Origin of the sequence: Paenibacillus sp. Soil750 (assembly GCF_001428045.1) — a bacterium.
Lineage (GTDB): Bacteria > Bacillota > Bacilli > Paenibacillales > NBRC-103111 > Paenibacillus_E > Paenibacillus_E allorhizoplanae.
The window spans coordinates 838,878-857,721 of the sequence record NZ_LMSD01000012.1; the positions used below are offsets into that span (position 1 = coordinate 838,878).

Sequence of the window (18,844 nt, forward strand, 5' to 3'; positions counted from 1 at the left end):
AATTTTTACAAACCATACCCTCTCATGAACTACTGAGATTTTTGCAGTCAATAAAGCCATGATAATTAGAATGAAAAATAAAAAAAGCCCGTACCATCAAGGTACGAGCTAACGACATTTATATTCAAACTCAACGACATTTCATATTCCAATCACCGACAAAATAAATTACAACTCACAAATAAATCCAGGGCATCCGCCCTGGATTCTCTACTAATTACATCTGCTATATCCGCAGTTGACGCAATTCTTACACCCTTCGCTGTTCACCAGCGAAGCCGATCCACACGACGTGCACAGGTCCATCGCCGCGACACTCGTCGCGCTCGGAGCCGCGTGCCCGCCAACGCCTGCAACGCCAGCCGCCGGCGCTGCATCAACAACTTCACTCGTCGCGGTCACGTAGTTCCGCGCGTCGTCTGGCTCGCTCATCACTTCGTCGTGCTGCTCGAGCGCTTTGGCAACCGCATCTGCGATCGACTCGACGCGGTTGTTGCCAAAACCAATGGCGCCGGAGCCGCCAATGCCCTTCAAGTGCTTCACGAGCAGCTTCACTTTGTCACCGTGATCGCCATAACGCAAGAACAAGGAGCACACGCGGCCAAGTGCTTCGGACATCGCGAACACGTCGGAGCCAGCTTTTCCTACGTTAAGGAAAATCTCACTCGGCGTTCCGTTCATATCATTGATCGTGATATACGCCATACCGAATGGCGTATTCACTTTATAAGTAGCGCCACGCAGAATTTGCGGACGACGCTTGTATTGCTTATCGAAGCCTTGCTCCGTCTTTGCGTCCACATTCACAGCAAGTTTGCCAGAAATGGCAGCAAAGCTTTCTTTCTCCACAACAGCCTCTGCCGCGACAGCTACTGGAGCAACTTCCGGCAGAGCCTCCGCCTTTGCTTCTTCCTTCTTATCCGAGCTTGTGCTTAATACCTGGACATCACGGCTGCCATCGCGGTAGATCGTTACGCCTTTACAGCCCAGATCATACGCCAATTCATAGAGTCGTTTCGTTTCTTCAACCGTGAAATCAGCTGGACAGTTAGCTGTCTTCGAAATGGAGCTATCCACCCACGTCTGAATGGCTGCTTGTGCGCGAATATGGTCTTCAGCGGACAAGCTCATGGAGGTAACGAAATAATCCGGCAGATCTTGATCTGGATTCGCGTCTTTCCAATTCTGCGCAATCGGCACATACTGTTTATCGAAGCCTAGGCGACTTTGACGATAGTACTCGAATGCGAAGTAGGGTTCGATCCCTGTCGATGTGCCAACCATCGTTCCAGTACTTCCCGTTGGTGCTTGGGTAATTACTGTCACGTTACGCATACCATTCTGATGAATGGCCGCTCCAACCTCAGGATATACCTCTGTCATTTTGCGCATAAAGCCGCTTTCCATAAATTTATCCTCGATAAAGGCTTGGAAGGATCCCTTCTCGCCTGCAATCTCAGATGAAGCTAGATACGCTTCTCTCGCCATGAACCCATAAATCTTGTCCAAGAACTCGAGTGATTCTGGGCTGCCGTACCGTATTTTCAAAAGAATCATAAGCTCCGCCAGACCCATCGTACCTAGTCCTACCCGGCGCTCATTTTGCTGATTCACCCGATTTTCTTCAAAATGATACGGTGTTTTGTCAATGACATTATCCAGAAAACGCGTTGAATAGCGTACGACGGTAGCAAGCTCTTTCCAATCGACGTCGTGCTTCTCTGCATCATAGAACTTCGATAGATTGATCGCTGATAAATTACAAACACCCCAAGCCGGAAGCCCCTGTTCCCCACATGGATTCGTACAAATGATTGGATTGAAGTACCAACTGTTGGACATCTGATTGTAATATTCCAAGAAAACTACGCCAGGCTCAGCGGATTTCCATGCCGACTCAATAATCGAATGCCAAACATCACGCGCGCGAACCGTGCGATAAGGCTTAACCGCCTTTCCTAATTTCTTCCACGCATCTAAGTTACCATCCCACAGCTCATTGTATTCTGGATCTGTCGTATCCGGGAACACCAGTTCCCACTCCAAATCTTCCTTCACTGCTTTCATGAAGCCATTGCTGACACACACGGATAAGTTTGCGTTCGTAATCTGTCCCATGGTGGACTTCACCGTAATGAAATCCTCCAAATCCGGATGCCAATCATTAATCATCAGCATTAACGCCCCACGACGGCTGCCACCTTGCTCGATCAAGCCTGTCGTATAACTAAATAATCCGCCCCAAGAGACAGCACCGCTGGACGATCCATTTACACCTTTCACCACAGAACGTCTCGGACGTAGTGAAGACAGATTGATGCCAACGCCACCACCGCGTGACATTATTTCTGTCATTTCGGTCAACGTGTTCATAATGCCGCCGCGACTATCCTTCGGTGAAGGAATGACGTAGCAATTGAACAAAGTCAATTCATCACTCGCATCCGCGCCTGCTGCAATACGCCCCCCAGGTACAAGCTTCCAATCGTTCAGAATATATCTGAACTTCTCCGTCCATTCCTGACGCTTCTCCGCTGTCTTCTCAACCGAAGCCATCGCGCCTGCCAAGCGATCCCACATTTCTTCCGGTGTTTTCTCCATATTTAACGTTAGCTTCTCAACTGCAGATTCCACGGTTTCCCCACTGCGCGTTCGAACTTTCACGGTATTTCCTTCACGACTAATAATTTCGCCAACCTCTTTAGCTGGGAATTTAGGATCATCCTTGGTCAAAACGAGGACGGTATCCCCCACCTTAGCATGACTCGTATCTGCGTTCTTAAGTGCGTAGCGATCCAAAAAGATTTTCTCACTTAATCCCGTTAACTTCTTGCTCTCATAAACATTCCCCATGCCATAAGCCTCCCAATAGACTACATATTCAGCTGCATTTAAGATAGTCGCTACAAGAGTTAGTAGCCCTTATTTCTCAATATATGGTAGTGCCAAATTATTATACTACACAACATATGGATGTACCATTGGCAAAAGAACCAAATTCACTCTAGTCACGAATATACTAGCTTTTGACGCGTCTCTCATCCTTTGTTAACCTATAAGTAGGATACCACATCAGGGCATTATTTAGAACATATGTTCCATAATTATTTTATTCCTAAGGAGTGCACCCACATGTATTTTTATAAAAATGAATTCGTACATAAACAAGACATTCAAATCTCACCTGATGATCGCGGCTATTACTTTGGTGATGGTATTTATGAAGTGTTTCGCGTCTACAATGGACAGATATATGAAGGCCCCGCACATATGCAGCGACTCGAACGAACAGCTAATGAAGTACGCCTTCCCTTACCGCATACGAGTGAGGAAATCCTATCTATATTAAACAAGCTTATTCAACACAACAACCTCATCGAAGGCACGGTTTATTTGCAAATCACTCGTGGAGAGGCTCCTCGGGCGCATCCTTTCCCGACACAGGCTGAGCCGGTTTTACTAGCCTATTGTACTGAGGTCAAGCGTCCTTTAGCCACCATTCAGAATGGCATCAAAGCCATTACACAACCTGATATTCGCTGGTTACGGTGCGATCTCAAGACTCTAAATTTGCTGCCAAATGTCCTAGCGAAGCAAGCTGCACTTGATCATGGTGTACAAGAAGTCGTGCTTCATCGTGAAGGAACGGTGACCGAATGCAGTGCCTCGAATCTAATGATGGTGAAAGATCAGGTTCTCTATACGCATCCTGCCAATCATTTGATTCTGCATGGTATTACACGTGCTGTCGTACTCCGAATTGCGCATGCCTTACAACTACCAGTCAAGGAAGAAGCTTTCACAACGGAACAACTTCTTCAGGCGGATGAAGCTTTTATCACAGGCACGACGGTAGAAATTACACCAATCCTTCAAATAGACGGCCAATCGATCGGTTCTGGTTCACCTGGTCCAACAACCCAGAAACTTCAAGCTGAATTTGAACGAACCTTTCTTAACTAAAAGACTTCCACTATCCCCAACATTACAAGGGCAGCCTTAGTCATCTCATTTGGCTTCTAAGGCTGTCCTCCTTATTGCGTACAAGCCTCCTCCCTTCATTCGCAAGTCGTCGTTCCCCTCCCGACAAATCTTTACAAATAAATCACAAATTCGGATAAAACAATTGACGGAAACCCCATGAGCCAATTAAACTATGGTTAATTATAAAAGTACTTGGACACCTCGCCTCTCTTACTTTGCTGAACGAAAGCGTTAAAGTGGTGGGAGAGCAATGCGTCCAAGCAACATCTGGGAACTTAGAGAGGGGTAATTTTGTTGAAAAAGAAAGCACTCACATCCATCGTATTATCAGCAGCTATTATGTTAGTCGCAGGTTGTGGTCAAAAAGCTGAGCCAACACCTGCAGCAGGTGGCGCAGCCTCAACTACTCCGGCAGCTACAGCAGCCGCATCCAAAACTTACAAGATTGCGATTTCACAAATTGTTGAACATCCATCCTTAGATGCAACACGTCAGGGATTCCTTGCTGCACTTAAAGATGCAGGCATCGTAGAAGGTACGAACCTAAAGGTTGACTTCAATAATGCACAAGGCGATCAACCGAATAACTTATCCATCGCTCAAAAAATTGCATCCGCTGACAACGATCTTGTACTTGGAATTGCAACACCATCCGCACAAGCAGTGGTACAGCAAGTGAAGAAAGCACCGATTCTTTTCGCAGCGGTTACAGACCCACTTGCAGCCAAAATCGTAACCAATGTGGATAAGCCAGGAGGCAATGTATCCGGAGCTTCCGATACGAATCCAATGGCCATTGCCCAATTGATGGATTTCGTTGCAGCTAACATGCCGAAGATTAAGACAGTTGGTCTTGTCCTGAATGAAGGAGAACCAAACGCTGTCATTATGGCCAAAAATGCCGAACAATCTTTAACCAAACATGGCATCAAGCTCATTAAAGCACCTGTTACGAACACATCAGAAGTTAAACAAGCTGCACAGTCCCTTGTTGGTCGTGCAGACGCATTCTTGATTACGCTTGATAACACGGTTGTTAGTGGTGTGGATGGTATCATTCAAATCGCGAACGATAAGAAGATCCCATTCTTCTCCAGTGACCGTGATACCGTTGAAAAAGGAGCTTTCGCAACAGTTGGCTTCAAATACTATGATCACGGCTACCAAGTAGGCCAAATGGCTGTCGACATCCTCAAAAATGGTAAAAAACCAGCAGACATGAAAGTAACTGTGCCTGACAAAATGGATCTCATCCTAAACCTAAAAGCAGCTAAAGCACAAGGCATCGAAGTAACCGATGCGATGAAAGCCGCAGTAAAAGATAAAGAGAAAAATATTATTCAATGAGTAGAAAGACACTAAAGGGGTGAACGTCACTTTCGTTCACCTCTTTTTTTCAAAGTTAGGAGGAATAATGATGATGGATTCAATGACTGGTGCCGTCGAGCTAGGACTTCTCTATGCGTTGATGGCGCTAGGTGTTTATATTACGTTTCGTATTCTTGATTTCCCCGATCTAACCGTGGACGGTAGCTTTACAACAGGCGGTGCCATTGCTGCGATTCTGATTGCAAATGGCTATTCACCGCTTCTTGCTTGTTTAGCCGCTTTTGCAGGTGGACTTGTGGCTGGCGCTTGTACAGGACTGCTTCATACGAAGGGTAAAATTAATGGGCTTCTGTCCGGGATTCTCATGATGATTGCCTTGTACTCGATTAATATGCGAATCATGGGCAAACCGAACATTTCGCTTCTTGGTGTAGATACTTTGTTTACTTCCATGTCACCAATTACCGTAGTGTTGATCATTGTGATTGTATTCAAATTGTTGCTTGATGCGTTCCTGCATACCGATCTGGGTCTTGCGCTCCGTGCAACTGGGGACAACGCACGCATGATTCGCAGCTTCGGTGCCAATACAGACCGAACAACGATTCTAGGCTTGAGCTTGTCAAATGGGTTAGTGGCTTTATCCGGTGCACTCATTGCCCAGCAATCCGGCTTTGCGGACATCTCGATGGGTATCGGGATGATCGTGGTTGGACTAGCTTCCGTTATTATTGGGGAAGCGATTTTTGGGGCTCGCTCCGTTTTCCAAGCGACACTAGCTGCTGTACTCGGTTCCATCGTGTACCGAATCGTTGTCGCATTGGCGCTTCGAGTCGAGTGGCTGAAAGCATCCGACTTGAAGTTAATTACCGCGATTATCGTCATTATCGCGCTCGTTCTGCCTTCCGTGCAGCGAGCGATCAAACAAAAAGCGAATGCGAAGAAGCGCTCTGCTGAGCTCCTCGAGCTCGCGCTGCAAATGAACAAAGGAGGTGAGCGTTAATGCTGCAGCTCTCGAACGTTTCCAAACTCTTTAACCCTGGTTCTGCCGACGAGAAAATTGCGCTCATCGGTATCAACCTAACCCTGAAGCCCGGTGACTTCGTCACGGTCATCGGCAGTAACGGCGCCGGTAAATCGACGCTGATGAACATCATTTCCGGTGTCATGACGCCTGACGCCGGCGAAGTCGCTATCAATGGTGAAGTTATTCACCATCTGCCTGAGTACAAGCGCAGCCGTTGGATCGGCCGCGTCTTTCAAGACCCCATGGCGGGGACCGCTCCTCGTATGACCATCGAGGAGAATCTCGCCATGGCGTATGCCCGCGGCAAGAAGCGCGGGCTCAGCTTCGGCACCAACGCGCGGAAGCGCGCGCTGTTCCTGGAACAGCTGCAGCGCCTCGGTATCGGCTTGGAAAGCCGTCTGCGCGCGAAGGTCGGTCTGCTCTCCGGCGGCGAGCGGCAAGCCCTCAGCTTGCTCATGGCAACGTTCACCGAGCCGCAGATTCTGCTGCTCGATGAACATACAGCCGCGCTCGATCCAGCACGGGCTGAACTGATCACACGATTGACAGAGGAAATCGTGCGCGAAATGAAGCTGACCACACTCATGGTCACGCACAATATGGAGCAAGCGATTCGTCTCGGCAATCGCCTGATCATGATGGATAAAGGTCGCATCATTCTTGATGTGAACGAGGAACGGAAGAAGAACCTCACGGTAGCACAGCTTCTCGGTGAGTTTGAACATATCAGCGGCAATAAGCTGGCGGATGACCGCGTGGTGCTGGGTTAAAACGGAAAGCCCTCCGTGAATGCCGTACAAACATGAGTACCCATAGATGGACACTTAGAGTAGTGTTCCGTCTATGGGTACTTTTTTTTCAAAACTAACATTAGTCTACAAACCAAACTAACTCTGGTGAAACAAAACGAAAACGCCAGAGTTAGTCCACAAAACAGACTAACTCTGGTCAAACAAAGCGAAAACCCCAGAGTAGTCCACAAAACAGACTAACTCTGGTCAAACATAACGAAAACCCCAGAATTAGTCCACAAAACGGACTAACTCTGGCCAAACAAAGCGAAAACCCCATAGTTAGTCCACAAAACAGACTAACTCTGGTTAAACAAAACAAAAACCCCAGAGTTAGTCCACAAAACAGACTAACTCTGGAGAAACGAAACAAAAACCCCATAGTTAGTCCACAAAACAGACTAACTCTGGAGTAACAAGCGCCCCCAGAGTTAGTCTGAAAAAACCAAACTAAAACGAATTAAACCATCCCAAGGATGGTTTAATTCGTTTTTGCCCAAGTAATATGCTAATTCTATCGGGTGTTAGTTGATTTAGGGGATATTAGTGGGTGATATCTAACTAAATCAGCTTCTCTAGATGTAATTAACGCCGTAAATTCCACTCATCCGTGCCATATTTCTCGGAAACAAGACGCTCCGTAAGTTCAACCTCATAGTCCGTCAATGACGACTCGATGAGTTCGACACCAAGACCTAACGCGATTTCACGCCGGAACGCTTCCTCAACTTCGCCTAGAGTCACTTCCGCTTTCCCTTGCGCACGCAGCAATTCATTAATCGCCACCGCTTTCTTCAGAAAGCTTTGTTTCATGCGATCTGCCACCTTCTCATTGGAGAAGCGCAGCATCCGAAATAATTGATCCGTATCCATATCCAGCAAGATCGATCCATGCTGCAACACAACGTTTTTCTGCCGAACCTGCGCGCTGCCAGCGACTTTGCGACCTTCCACAACCAACTCGTACCATGAAGGTGAATCGAAACATGCCGCAGAGCCAGCGGAGGCATACTTCTCTTTTTCCTCCTCGCTGGCCAACTGTACCATTTCTGCTGCTAGGCCTAGCGCACGAAAACCTTGCAATAACCCCTCACTCAACACGCGATAAGCCTCTGTCACATTGCGGGGGATACCTGGATAATCCTCAGCTACGATGATGCTATACGTCAGCTCTTTATCGTGCAGCACAGCTCTCCCGCCTGTGGGCCGTCTCACAAATCCGATTCCCTCGTTCGCTACCGCTTCCTGATCCACTTCTGCCGCCTTTTGAAAATAACCAATAGATAATGTAGCAGGATTCCATCCATAGAAACGCACCGTTGGCGGAACTTTGCCTTCGCTGTGTGCGGTAAGTATCGCTTCATCTAAAGCCATATTTTCAGCAGGAGATCGATCCCCTGTATGTATAAATCGCCAAGCTGTCATCTCATTCGACTTCCTTTCGTGTAGAACGTCACTTTTTCCCAAAAACTAATCTCTATCATAGCATATTCAAGTTCAGCGTTCGACCTCTGACACGTCCCCCTAGTAAAACTCTTACATGGGAAAAGTTATGAAAGATTCTTCTCTGGACATACTAACAAGTATGCGACGTTTGCGAGGGTAGGCGCAGTATCAGAACGTTTAGGAGGGCAAAGCCATGCGTCAACATGATCAGCAAGAGAACATTCGCCCCATTCATAAACAGCTGGATATGCATTTTGAGAGGGACTGGTTTAGCGAGCTGGACAATCGTGTACGTGGAGGAGGTCCCTGGGATGACTGGACCTTATATCAGCTTGCCTACGAATCGGAAGAATCGGGGCTTATTTCTACGTTTGATGATATGCAATGCCTTGCGCATTTAGGGACGCTAGAACCTATGGCGCATCAGATTGATACAGCGAAACGAGTGCTCAATGAGATGCGTGGACGTGCCATTTTGGCCGATGAGGTTGGACTTGGGAAGACCATTGAAGCTGGTTTAATTTTAAAAGAATACATGATCCGCGGGCTTGTCCGCAAAACACTCATTCTTGTACCCGCTTCCCTTGTGCTGCAATGGGTTCGGGAATTGAATACCAAATTCGGCATCCCTGCCGTTGCGCATAAGAAAGCCTACATGTGGCAGCAAGCTGACATCATTGTCGCCTCGATGGACACAGCCAAAAGGGATCCGCATCGCGAGATTGTGATGGGCCTTGAATACGATATGCTCATCGTCGATGAAGCACACAAGCTGAAGAATAAGAAAACGACTAACTACACGTTCGTCAACGAGCTGCGCAAAAAATACTGCCTGCTCCTCACAGCTACGCCTGTGCAGAACGATCTCAAAGAGCTCTACAACCTGATTACTCTGCTGAAGCCAGGTCAGCTTGGCGGGCAGAACAGCTTCAAGAGCAACTTCGTTGTTGGCAAACGGACACCGAAGAATGAGATTCAGCTGCAGCAAGAGCTTTCTAAAGTAATGATCCGCAACCGTCGGGGAGACGGGGGTGTTCACTATACGAAGCGTATTGTGCGTAATATCCCCCTCACGCTCTCGGATGATGAGCAGGCGCTCTATGATGGGGTTACAAATTTCGTCCGAACACGCTATTCCGAAAGTGGCGGCGATCTCAGCTCCATGCTTTCTATGATTACGCTTCAGCGTGAGGTTTGCAGTTCGCGAGACGCTGTTTTTATTACGTTGGTTAATTTATTTAAAAAGACAGCTGAAGACTCGCCAGTACGTCCCAAAATTTGGGAGCTCGTTGAGCTTATCCGCAGCATTAAGTCCAATAGCAAAGCAGAAACGACGATGCGACTTATCCAAGACATCAATGATAAAGTCATTATTTTCACGGAGTATCGGGCATCGCAAGAATATTTATTGAACTATCTCAAGGAACATAAAATTACGGCCGTCCCCTATCGCGGTGGCATGAATCGCGGCAAAAAAGACTGGATGATGGATTTATTCCGAAATCGGGTACAAGTACTTATAGCTACCGAGGCGGGTGGCGAGGGTATTAATCTGCAATTTTGCCACAACATGATCAACTTCGATCTGCCGTGGAACCCAATGCGCGTGGAACAACGGATCGGTCGGGTTCATCGCCTCGGGCAAACGCATGATGTGAACATTTACAACTTATCCACAAGGAATACCATTGAAGAACATATCCTTTCGTTATTACACGAAAAAATCAATATGTTTGAATTAGTTATTGGGCAGTTGGATACGATTTTGGAGAAAATCGAGAAACGCGGCTCGCTTGAAACATCCCTGTTCCGCATGGTGATGGAAGCCGGCTCCGGCGAGGAAATCCGTCGTAAAATCGATGAACTCGGACATTCCATCAGCGAAGTAAGAGAAGAGATCGAACAAAATCCGCAATATGGCGCCAAGTTCCAAGACATTCTTGATGCTGTAGGCGGTTCCCAAGGTGTGGAGGTGGGCCCATGAATAAACGAAACATCCACTCGTTCGTGATGCGATTTCTGGAAGCCTACGATTGTCAGATTCTAGAGAAAACACCTGCCTCTGTAACGGTCAAGCTCTCACCCGAGGCAGATCGGGAAATGACAGGCCGACCATACTATTGGAGCTTCATTGAGCGAACAGGTGCTGCTGCGGAAACAATGACGTATAAATTCGTGATCGATCCCGAGCAAATGAAGCTGGAAACGAAGCCGAAACCTGCTGCTATAACCGCTGTCCAAAGCCCTCCGCCCACTGGCTACGGGCCATCTGGTACAGGCGGTGCTGGTGCTCCTGCAGGTAGTGCGCCGGACAGCATACTCGGCCGTTATTTCGGCTTCGTTCCAACGACCATCACTACACGTGTACCACAAGATGATGTCACCTTCGGCAGCCGACGACTTGACCAGATCTTTGGTATCGTCCGCGAGCGTGGTCGGTTCATACATGTATTCGAAGAGCCCTTCCCGACAGGTGCGACGTATCATGCTTCCCTCGTCTACAATACGTGGCTCTGTGTGAACTACAAGGTTGAGCTTCTTTGTGATCGCAAACGTACAGAAATTCATTCCCTTGCGATTCAGCTGGGGACCGGTGAAATTCGCGAGCATTTTCATAAGCAAATGCTAACAAAAAGTCTGTCGCCGAAGCTCCCTGCGAATAGTCACATTTTACCGGATACGATTTCAATTCCGAAGGCCATCAATGCCCTGGAAATGATGCTCGAGCGCAAGGTCAGCACCTACGACCACCGCTGGGCCGATGAAGCGAATGCCCGGCATCGCAGTGAAATCGATCGTGTGGAAGGCTATTACAACGGCCTTTTACTTGCAGCAGAACCTGACAAAAGAGATGAAATCGAAATTCAATGTCGGAATCGCTTGGAAGAGATCGATTGGCAGCACAAGCCACGGATCGCTGTATCCGTCATCAATGGCGGACTATTTCACTTAAATGCGAGCCGAATCGCATCCAGAAACTGACGCAAGTCGCTAAAACCTCGCAAATAACCCGCAACAGGTTCTAACATTCTTTTTAAGGCATACGCATTACAATAGTCACATACACTAAGAGGTTAGCGAGAGGCAGGTGAACGAAGATGAAGTCGTGGACCACTTGGACAGCCACTTGTATTATTTTGTGCAGTATTGGCTTCATGCCCTTACACACTTCAGCTGTTGACAACATAGTCGGGACAAGCCCTACACAGGCGCAAGTGAAGGAACCTAAAGCAGCAGCTTCAACACCGGACTTGACGAGTACATCATCATTCGGTTCAACAATCAGTAAGTGGCAGTCGACGCTTGCGAAGGAAGATGGTTTTGCAGGTTGGCTAAACGCACGCTGGAACAGCTATCCACTTGGGCCTGGCACCCATGGTTGGGTCGTCATCCTCTCCGATCAAGGTCAAGAAGTGGGCTACATGATTGTGCATGCCACCGACTCTGGCGGTTTCCGTTTGACCGAATATGGGACAGGCAAATCTCCGCTCTTTAGTTTAGCTACGTTGTATCGCTCTTTGATACAACAAGAACTCATCCCTTCTACAACCTTATACGACGATTTTGTGCAAAATGAAACGATCATTGAAGACCGCTTATATATGGATACCCTTACTTCTATTTGGAAAATCGTGCTGGATGGCGAGACCTATTATCTCGACGCCAAATCAGGGGAAATGCTTCCGCTGACGGAGGACCCACCCCCACGAACGGCGTATGATTTGAGTGTCTCAACCGATTTATCGCATGGTACTGCTCAAAGCTTGTTACGCCCCCCATTTGATCCCTATGAACGGATGCCTTGGATTAAAGGCACACCCTTGCAAGTGTCAACCTTGCCTGAGCTCAAGATTGCCCTTGAGCAGCAAGGTGATCTAACCTATGTCACGGAGTTGTATGATGGTCAGGTGACGATGCCGTTAACTGTGTTAGGTTATCAACAATGGATATATGGGGATAACTATCTCATACTCGAACATGATGGCCCGCGGTATGTAGGATTGGATGCTTCGCTAGCGCTTGGGAAGATCTATCCGTAATCAGAGGGAACCAAACTGCTATCTGATTCACAATAAAAAGTGGCTGATCACAAGTAGAAGATTCTACAAGTGACCAGCCACTTTTCGCACATTTAACCAAGCTCATTTTCTCGACTTCGTCCGCCCAAACAACATCCGCGTTGCTAATGGCAGCATCCCAAACCACCGTGTCTGCCAACCCTCACGTTGTTCCTTCATCGATGCCTTGGCTTGTTGACGAACTTCCTTCGGTGTGTCGATATAGGTAACGACTTGTTGGGTTATGTACTTCACAAGATCATCGCTTTTTGCCATACGCCCACCTGCCTTTTACCCTTATTGTTACCAGAGCAACAAGGCTTTAAACTACACGAAGACAGGTGGCAGGCCCCTTACTTATTGCCATTCACCCTGGTCTTCCGCCGCTCTCAGCAATAATTTTATCTGCAAAGGATTTAATTGTGCCACAGCCTAACAGCATCGGCTTATTATCGCATTGCAACAGCAAGGTTTGAGCATTCGTATCCCAGGCATATTGGAAGCCAACATTCATGCTGACGACTGAAATCGTAAATTTGCCTGATGCTGTGTTAGGAATAGCAAACCCCTGCCTCCTGCCTACCTGCTGCAATGCTCTGAATACGGAAGGCGAAATCCCTTTATACATCCATGTGCTACAAGTTGCCATAGGTTTTCTCACCTCTTTCAAATAGGATCATTAAATTGTATGAGGCAAGAGCATAAATCGTGCTTATTTCAATAAAAAGCCTATTTTCGAATCGTTGCAATTGCTTCTAATCTCGTCCAACAAACATAAGCTAGAGTAACTAGAGAGAGAAAGAGGTGTTGGTTTGAATGTGGGAACTAATGCTTGCAACCGAGCAACTTGAAGTTTATATGGATGAAGTCAATCTAAGACTCGAGATCCGATTGAAGTCAGAACGGGATTCTTCCCCTATAACAATTCGTATGAACCATACAGATTTGACCCAGTTAATCTATACCCTGCTGGAAATCAATCGCAGCTTTCGAGGAGATATTCCTTTTTTTCATACGAAAAAGCTGCCAAGCAAAGCTTAAGCGGGCAGCAAAAAAAAGCACGATGCACTCCCCCACCTTCCAGTGGTTCGGAGCCATCGTGCTTTTTTCCATCGAATGTTGACCCGATGTTTAGTTTCTGTTGATTCCCGCGATAGAAGCGATGAATCGCAAAATGTATAGGAACAAGTTAATAAAATCAAGATAAATATTCAAAGCAGCAAGTGGAACGGCTTCCGCTGCGACACCGTTACGATATTGAGCTACATCATAGAGCACCCAGCCGCTGAAGATCAGAATCCCCACCATGGACCATACCAAATTCATCATGGATCCAAAGTGTAAGAACATGCCGAGCACACTCATTAGCACAAGTCCAATCGTTCCTGCAAATAAGAATCCACCTAAGAAGCTAAAGTCACGTTGGGAGCGGTGAGCATAGAAGGCCAATGAGCCAAAAATTGCTGCCGTTGCAAAAAAAGCACCCGACACCACACTAGCCCCCAGTTGACCACCGTACGCCATGATGACCGGATATAGCGTGACCCCCGAAATGGCTGTAAATGCGTAGAGAAAGCCGTAGCCAATATTTTTGCCGCGAATACGAATCACGATAGCGGCTACCAGCATCGCGACCTCTGCAATGACGAAAAGCATAACCATGGATGGCGGGACAACCATCGCTCCGATCAATGTTCCAAGAAATGAAACCAATAGGGAAATGGCAAACGTTTGAAGCACATGTGCAAAGCTGCCGGATTGTGTAATCGTAACGGTTCTATCCATCAAATTCAGCTCCTTTAGATATAAAGAAATGTACAATCTATCCTATGTATTATACCTGTAATTCATGAAAACCGCTACAGGGGTACTGTTGGACATGAAAACACCCTTCTCTGAGAAGTCAGAAAAGGGTGTTTCGAGCGATGCGATCAAGAGGACTCGAACCTCCACGGGGGTAAGCCCACACGGACCTGAACCGTGCGCGTCTGCCAATTCCGCCATGATCGCGTTTACAAAATTAATATACCATGTGACATAAAAGCTCGTCAATGAAACTTTTGTCACTAGGTATAATTCGGTGACCACTTCCTAAACCTAATCCCAAAGGAGGTATGACCTATGAATGAAGAAGAAATCAAAGCACTAGAGCCGAAATATACGGGCAATCAGCGTCATTTGACCGAGGGTGAAGCAGAGGGGATCGTCCATGATCCGAATTTCAAAAACGAGAATGAAGATGACGATCTCTCTGATATCGACGCGTTTGCGGCAGGACTCGGTTATGGTGTGTTCCGCAGAACGTAAGCTGTATACTTAACCAACGAGGGGGTCCCTAAAGCCATCTATGTGGCGAGGGCCCTCTTTTTTGCATTTTAAAAAAAACGAAACGTTCTTCGGTGACTTGGTTATGCAACACACCAGGAAGAAATTTCTCTAAACCGCCCTGTTCGCATCGTGAATGTTGCTTTGAAATATGCAAAAGTGCGAAAGTACATCCTTTTTTTATTGAAATTCCTTATCAAACTAAAATGCGTGCAAATGTGCAACTATTTCTGCCACCGTTCATCCTTTTCGCCGCTGTAAGCGTGCTTACGCACCCTCCCCCTGCGAATGCGCCGCAGCGCGCTTGCTCATTTCTAACTCATATAACTGGCCAGAAGCTAGGATAGCTTCATGCACCGTTCTACCAATCAAGTACCCCAGCGTCGTTGCTGTACCTGCATAGCGGTAGGTTGTTCCTCTGCCCGTTGCCGCAATCAACACGGCATCTGTCGTCGTTCCTGTTGCGATTTGACCATCCACGGTAATATGCAATGACTGCAAAGCGGCAGCTTTCGCTTCCGTCGCGGTAATAACCGCATTTACCATCGCCGCATCTGTCAAATGACCTTCGATGACAACGATCGTATTAATCGTACCTGGATAAAGCGAAGTCGTTGGTAATATAGCTCCTGCTCGTGCTTTATTCCCCAGCCCGACAGTCACCCATGCAGCAACACGAAGTGATTCGTCCTCATTTAGCTCGTTTACCTCGCTTACCGCCTCTTCACGCTGATCACTAGGTTCTTCCTCAAGAGGCCATGCTAACTCACTAAATCCAACATCACTCACCCACGCCGCGGTGAGCATCCCAGCCGTATCTTGAGGCTCCAGCCCTTCTCGAGCAATAAAAACCTCCATCTCCACCAACGGGTCGGTCTCGTTATACGTCTTGTCCACTTGTCGGTTCATCAACACCCGGTGGTGACCAAAACCACCACCCCACGGAGAGGAATTCAAGGTTCGCAAGGGATTTTCGCTTGTAATCTGCATATATCGTCCGTGTGGCGATACCACTTGCTTCATCCCAACACCAGCAATTAAACTTCTAGCTGAAGTTCCCTCTCTCTCACTCTGCATCATCGGATAGATCATCCGGCGCTATCGTTTCCTGAGGCAACATGAACGCTGGCGGCCTTTCATTCTCATAAGGCTGATACACGTATCCACGGGCAAGCTTGACGACTCTCCGATTTTTTTTGCGAATAAGAACCGTCTCATCATCCCAAGCCACAACAATGCCACGTACATCGTTCGCTGGGCTGACATCTCGAATGACACGCAGCAGTGTGCTATCTACGCGATATTGATCCAATTGTTCTTCTGTAATCATCTATGTAGCACCTCCATTATAGGCATGTTTAAAATCATCTATCCTTCCTAAGCATACACCAATTCGAGATTCGATGAAACTTTACATAAATCCACACATCTTCGGTTAACTTAACGAGGACGAGGCACGCGATAAGGCAAAGGCTAACTCATGCCTACCGTAAGGGGGATATTACAATGGAGAAGAGAACGTACTACGTCAATGTAGGCACGGGAGAAGTACTCGAAGACAGCACAGCACTTGATTATGAATTCGAAATATCCGCAACGGAAGATGATATCGCCAAGCTGCAGGAGCTTTTTGAGGAAACCGACAATTCGTCTCAAGGCAGCTACGCAACTTCCTGGCTCCCCTGGAAAGTATATTACTCCAACGAAACAAATCAGGAATATGATTACTATTTAACCGAAGTGTATCGTACGCTGCACCGGCTTGGTTCGGAACAAACGAAGCGGCATATCGAAACGATGAACGTTTTGGAAAATGGCATTTGACCCTAATTTGCTACAAATTAAAAGGCCAAGAATCCCTATGGAATTCATTGGCCTTTTGTCATATATGGTTTATTTAACTTACATGCTCTTTCGAATCGTTCGTTTCAAACCAGAAATCAAGGACTTTGCTTGACATCACACGTTTCTTAATATAATCCGATTGTGCAACAGAGAACTGCTGCTCCCACTCGATTGTTAGCTCTGTACAAAGCTTCACGATTGTTAACAACTCGGACCAGGCTACATAGCGCTTATACCAGAAAAATTGAGGGTGTTCAATCATATACGGATACAGGTCATCAAACTCTGTATGTTTACAATCAAGCGCACGTTCAAAGTGAGTCTTTGCTTCCCCTAGCTTTGTCATAAAATAGTCAATGGAACCATTTTCGATACCCATAGATGTCAGCCTCCTCTCTTACCTTGTAATCATTATAAAGGATAAATCGGTTTCAGGGAAGTCATTCTCATGATGTAAAATCAGTCAAAAGTGATCTTCCCGTTTGCAAGTGAAGCAATTCGAGCAAGTGACTCTACGCGAATACCACGTTCACGAATGGATTTACCGCCATTTTGAAAGGATTTCTCAACAACAATTCCGACTCCTACAAGCTCTGCTTCTGCTTTTTCCACAATGCGAATCAAGCCGCGTGCAGCATCCCCGTTGGCGATAAAGTCATCAATCAACAGGATACGCTCCCCTTTTCCCAGCAAATGCGAGGACACCATAATATCAGTAACAATTCCTTTGGTAAAAGAAGGAACACGTTCACTATACGTATCTTGATCCATCGTCAACGTCTTCTTGCGGCGAGCAAATACCATTGGAACGCCAAGTTGCAAAGCCGTCGTATACGCAATAGGAATGCCGGAAGATTCTACAGTCAACACTTTGTCTGGCTTTGTTTCTCTAAACAATCTTGCAAATTCTTTCCCCATCTCCATGATGAGAACAGGATCTACCTGGTGATTCAGGATAGCATCAAGCTTAAGTACTTGATCAGAAGCAACGACGCCGACCTCTAAGATCCGCTGTTTTAATAACTCCATGAAATCGGCCCCCTATAGCTTTCTATTATGAGTAAGTTACCATATTGCTCCCGCCTCTTTCAAGTCCATTTAGAAAATAACAAAAAACACTGAAACTTTTTGGTCTTCTATAGTGTCTATATATATATAAGGATTTCATTCAATTGGAATTCGTTCTAGAATTGCTCACATTTGGGCACGAAGATGCATTGAAAACCTTCGATAAAACAGTATCATTAATCTTACTACTATTTTCACAACAACTACTCTTCGGAGGAAAGGATAGATGGCAATGAACAACCTAATTAAACCCATTCTTATAGGCTGTATGCCTGTTGCAATTGCATCATTCTTGGTGACTGGATGCCAAGAATCATCTGCTCCTGCTCCAAAGGCTACCATAGACGTAACTTCAACATATGTACCTTCACAGGTTAACCAGGAATCCTTGCCTCCGATTACCGTCGCTACTCCGACAGCTACACCTTCGGTAGACGAAAGCATGAAGCATGAGGCACAAGTAGCTGGTATTACCAAAGTAGATCAAGGTGATATACCCGCATCGCAAGTGTACACAAGTCCAAAACCGACCGCTAAACCGAAGGTTAAAGCTGAAGATGCTTACCAGCAAGAAAAGCCGACCTTGATGGGATTAAAGCTAGGCACCCCAAAAGCTTCAGTCTTGGAGCGATTTGGTAAAGTGAAGAAGCAATTCGTTATGGAAGAAGACAACATTGAAGTTTATGATTTCAACGACTTTTCGGTTGGTTTCAATAGCAAAGGAACGCTTGAATTCGTAGATGTGCACTCGATAGATATTGACCCAGGGTTACATGGCTTACGTTTAGGACAAAGTCAGCAGGATGCAATTGCCATCCTAGGCAAACCTGATTCGAACTCCACCTATGTGCTTTCTTATAAATCGCAAGGCACTTTACTTAAGATCGATATCGATCCTCATGACAATACGATCCAATCCATTAAGCTTTTTGCAAATTCGTAGTCACTTACACAAAGTCACTTACACAATC

The 18,844-nt window shown here is 46.6% G+C and carries 20 protein-coding genes and 1 tRNA gene; 11 read left to right on the forward strand and 10 right to left on the reverse strand.

Features of this window, described 5'->3' with window-relative positions; genetic code table 11:
• Nucleotides 1-213: 213 nt before the first annotated feature.
• Entirely contained in the window at nucleotides 214-2,853 is a 2,640-nt protein-coding gene (locus ASL11_RS15565) for an adenosylcobalamin-dependent ribonucleoside-diphosphate reductase (protein ID WP_056615890.1), read from the reverse strand.
• 279 nt (nucleotides 2,854-3,132) lie between these two features.
• On the opposite strand from ASL11_RS15565, the gene dat reads away from it, so the two are divergent.
• The 4 genes from dat to ASL11_RS15585 all read left to right on the forward strand — a co-directional run bounded on the left by dat (nucleotide 3,133) and on the right by ASL11_RS15585 (nucleotide 7,110).
• Entirely contained in the window at nucleotides 3,133-3,963 is an 831-nt protein-coding gene (gene dat / locus ASL11_RS15570) for a D-amino-acid transaminase (RefSeq protein ID WP_056615893.1), read from the forward strand.
• 315 nt (nucleotides 3,964-4,278) lie between these two features.
• Nucleotides 4,279-5,331 (forward strand): ABC transporter substrate-binding protein, encoded by a 1,053-nt coding sequence (locus ASL11_RS15575; RefSeq protein ID WP_056617131.1) that lies wholly within the window; start codon nucleotides 4,279-4,281, stop codon nucleotides 5,329-5,331.
• A gap of 70 nt (nucleotides 5,332-5,401) precedes the next feature.
• Nucleotides 5,402-6,316, forward strand: coding sequence for an ABC transporter permease (locus ASL11_RS15580; RefSeq protein WP_056615896.1), 915 nt, complete (start codon nucleotides 5,402-5,404; stop codon nucleotides 6,314-6,316).
• Nucleotides 6,316-7,110, forward strand: coding sequence for an ABC transporter ATP-binding protein (locus ASL11_RS15585; protein WP_056615899.1), 795 nt, complete (start codon nucleotides 6,316-6,318; stop codon nucleotides 7,108-7,110). The genes ASL11_RS15580 and ASL11_RS15585 overlap by 1 nt, the downstream gene beginning before the upstream one ends.
• A 606-nt stretch (nucleotides 7,111-7,716) precedes the next feature.
• Here the strand turns inward: ASL11_RS15585 and ASL11_RS15590 are convergent.
• A complete protein-coding gene (locus tag ASL11_RS15590) occupies nucleotides 7,717-8,556 on the reverse strand; it encodes a lipoate--protein ligase family protein (protein ID WP_056615901.1) in 840 nt (279 codons plus the stop codon).
• A 214-nt stretch (nucleotides 8,557-8,770) separates the two neighbouring features.
• On the opposite strand from ASL11_RS15590, the gene ASL11_RS15595 reads away from it, so the two are divergent.
• The 3 genes from ASL11_RS15595 to ASL11_RS15605 all read left to right on the forward strand — a co-directional run bounded on the left by ASL11_RS15595 (nucleotide 8,771) and on the right by ASL11_RS15605 (nucleotide 12,617).
• Complete coding sequence (locus ASL11_RS15595) at nucleotides 8,771-10,561, forward strand: DEAD/DEAH box helicase (RefSeq protein WP_056615904.1); 1,791 nt, start codon at nucleotides 8,771-8,773, stop codon at nucleotides 10,559-10,561.
• On the forward strand, nucleotides 10,558-11,559 hold the full coding sequence (locus ASL11_RS15600; RefSeq protein ID WP_056615907.1) for a YqhG family protein: 1,002 nt from the start codon (nucleotides 10,558-10,560) through the stop codon (nucleotides 11,557-11,559). Before ASL11_RS15595 ends, ASL11_RS15600 begins: the two co-directional genes overlap by 4 nt.
• Nucleotides 11,560-11,675: 116 nt before the next feature.
• The gene (locus ASL11_RS15605; protein WP_056615910.1) at nucleotides 11,676-12,617 is read left to right on the forward strand and encodes a hypothetical protein; all 942 of its coding nucleotides are present in this window, start codon (nucleotides 11,676-11,678) and stop codon (nucleotides 12,615-12,617) included.
• Nucleotides 12,618-12,719: 102 nt separating this feature from the next.
• On the opposite strand, the gene ASL11_RS15610 is transcribed toward ASL11_RS15605, so the two are convergent.
• Nucleotides 12,720-12,911, reverse strand: coding sequence for a YqzE family protein (locus ASL11_RS15610; protein ID WP_056615913.1), 192 nt, complete (start codon nucleotides 12,909-12,911; stop codon nucleotides 12,720-12,722).
• A 91-nt stretch (nucleotides 12,912-13,002) separates the two neighbouring features.
• Nucleotides 13,003-13,284 (reverse strand): hypothetical protein, encoded by a 282-nt coding sequence (locus ASL11_RS15615; RefSeq protein ID WP_056615916.1) that lies wholly within the window; start codon nucleotides 13,282-13,284, stop codon nucleotides 13,003-13,005.
• A 167-nt stretch (nucleotides 13,285-13,451) separates the two neighbouring features.
• Between ASL11_RS15615 and ASL11_RS15620 the strand changes: the two genes are divergently transcribed.
• Nucleotides 13,452-13,676 carry a hypothetical protein gene (locus ASL11_RS15620; protein ID WP_056615919.1) on the forward strand — a complete coding sequence of 75 codons (225 nt, stop codon included), beginning with the start codon at nucleotides 13,452-13,454 and terminating at the stop codon, nucleotides 13,674-13,676.
• Nucleotides 13,677-13,766: 90 nt separating this feature from the next.
• On the opposite strand, the gene ASL11_RS15625 is transcribed toward ASL11_RS15620, so the two are convergent.
• The gene (locus ASL11_RS15625; protein ID WP_056615922.1) at nucleotides 13,767-14,420 is read right to left on the reverse strand and encodes a Bax inhibitor-1/YccA family protein; all 654 of its coding nucleotides are present in this window, start codon (nucleotides 14,418-14,420) and stop codon (nucleotides 13,767-13,769) included.
• Nucleotides 14,421-14,561: 141 nt separating this feature from the next.
• A tRNA-Leu gene (locus ASL11_RS15630) sits at nucleotides 14,562-14,645 on the reverse strand.
• A 111-nt stretch (nucleotides 14,646-14,756) separates the two neighbouring features.
• On the opposite strand from ASL11_RS15630, the gene ASL11_RS15635 reads away from it, so the two are divergent.
• On the forward strand, nucleotides 14,757-14,942 hold the full coding sequence (locus ASL11_RS15635) for a hypothetical protein (protein ID WP_056615925.1): 186 nt from the start codon (nucleotides 14,757-14,759) through the stop codon (nucleotides 14,940-14,942).
• Between the two features lie 285 nt (nucleotides 14,943-15,227).
• Here the strand turns inward: ASL11_RS15635 and ASL11_RS15640 are convergent, their stop codons facing one another.
• Nucleotides 15,228-16,040, reverse strand: coding sequence for an adenosylcobinamide amidohydrolase (locus ASL11_RS15640; protein ID WP_235550478.1), 813 nt, complete (start codon nucleotides 16,038-16,040; stop codon nucleotides 15,228-15,230).
• Nucleotides 16,027-16,290, reverse strand: coding sequence for a hypothetical protein (locus ASL11_RS15645; protein ID WP_056615932.1), 264 nt, complete (start codon nucleotides 16,288-16,290; stop codon nucleotides 16,027-16,029). The genes ASL11_RS15640 and ASL11_RS15645 overlap by 14 nt, the downstream gene beginning before the upstream one ends.
• Before the next feature lie 176 nt (nucleotides 16,291-16,466).
• Here ASL11_RS15645 and ASL11_RS15650 point away from each other — a divergent pair, with 176 nt between their 5' ends.
• Nucleotides 16,467-16,784, forward strand: a complete 318-nt coding sequence (locus tag ASL11_RS15650; RefSeq protein ID WP_056615935.1) for a hypothetical protein — start codon at nucleotides 16,467-16,469, stop codon at nucleotides 16,782-16,784.
• Nucleotides 16,785-16,857: 73 nt separating this feature from the next.
• Here ASL11_RS15650 and ASL11_RS15655 read toward each other — a convergent pair whose 3' ends face one another.
• Nucleotides 16,858-17,184 carry a hypothetical protein gene (locus tag ASL11_RS15655; protein ID WP_056615938.1) on the reverse strand — a complete coding sequence of 109 codons (327 nt, stop codon included), beginning with the start codon at nucleotides 17,182-17,184 and terminating at the stop codon, nucleotides 16,858-16,860.
• Between the two features lie 80 nt (nucleotides 17,185-17,264).
• Nucleotides 17,265-17,834, reverse strand: a complete 570-nt coding sequence (locus ASL11_RS15660) for a xanthine phosphoribosyltransferase (RefSeq protein WP_056615941.1) — start codon at nucleotides 17,832-17,834, stop codon at nucleotides 17,265-17,267.
• A gap of 265 nt (nucleotides 17,835-18,099) precedes the next feature.
• Between ASL11_RS15660 and ASL11_RS15665 the strand changes: the two genes are divergently transcribed.
• Nucleotides 18,100-18,816 (forward strand): hypothetical protein, encoded by a 717-nt coding sequence (locus ASL11_RS15665; protein WP_056615944.1) that lies wholly within the window; start codon nucleotides 18,100-18,102, stop codon nucleotides 18,814-18,816.
• The last annotated feature ends 28 nt before the right edge of the window (nucleotides 18,817-18,844 follow it).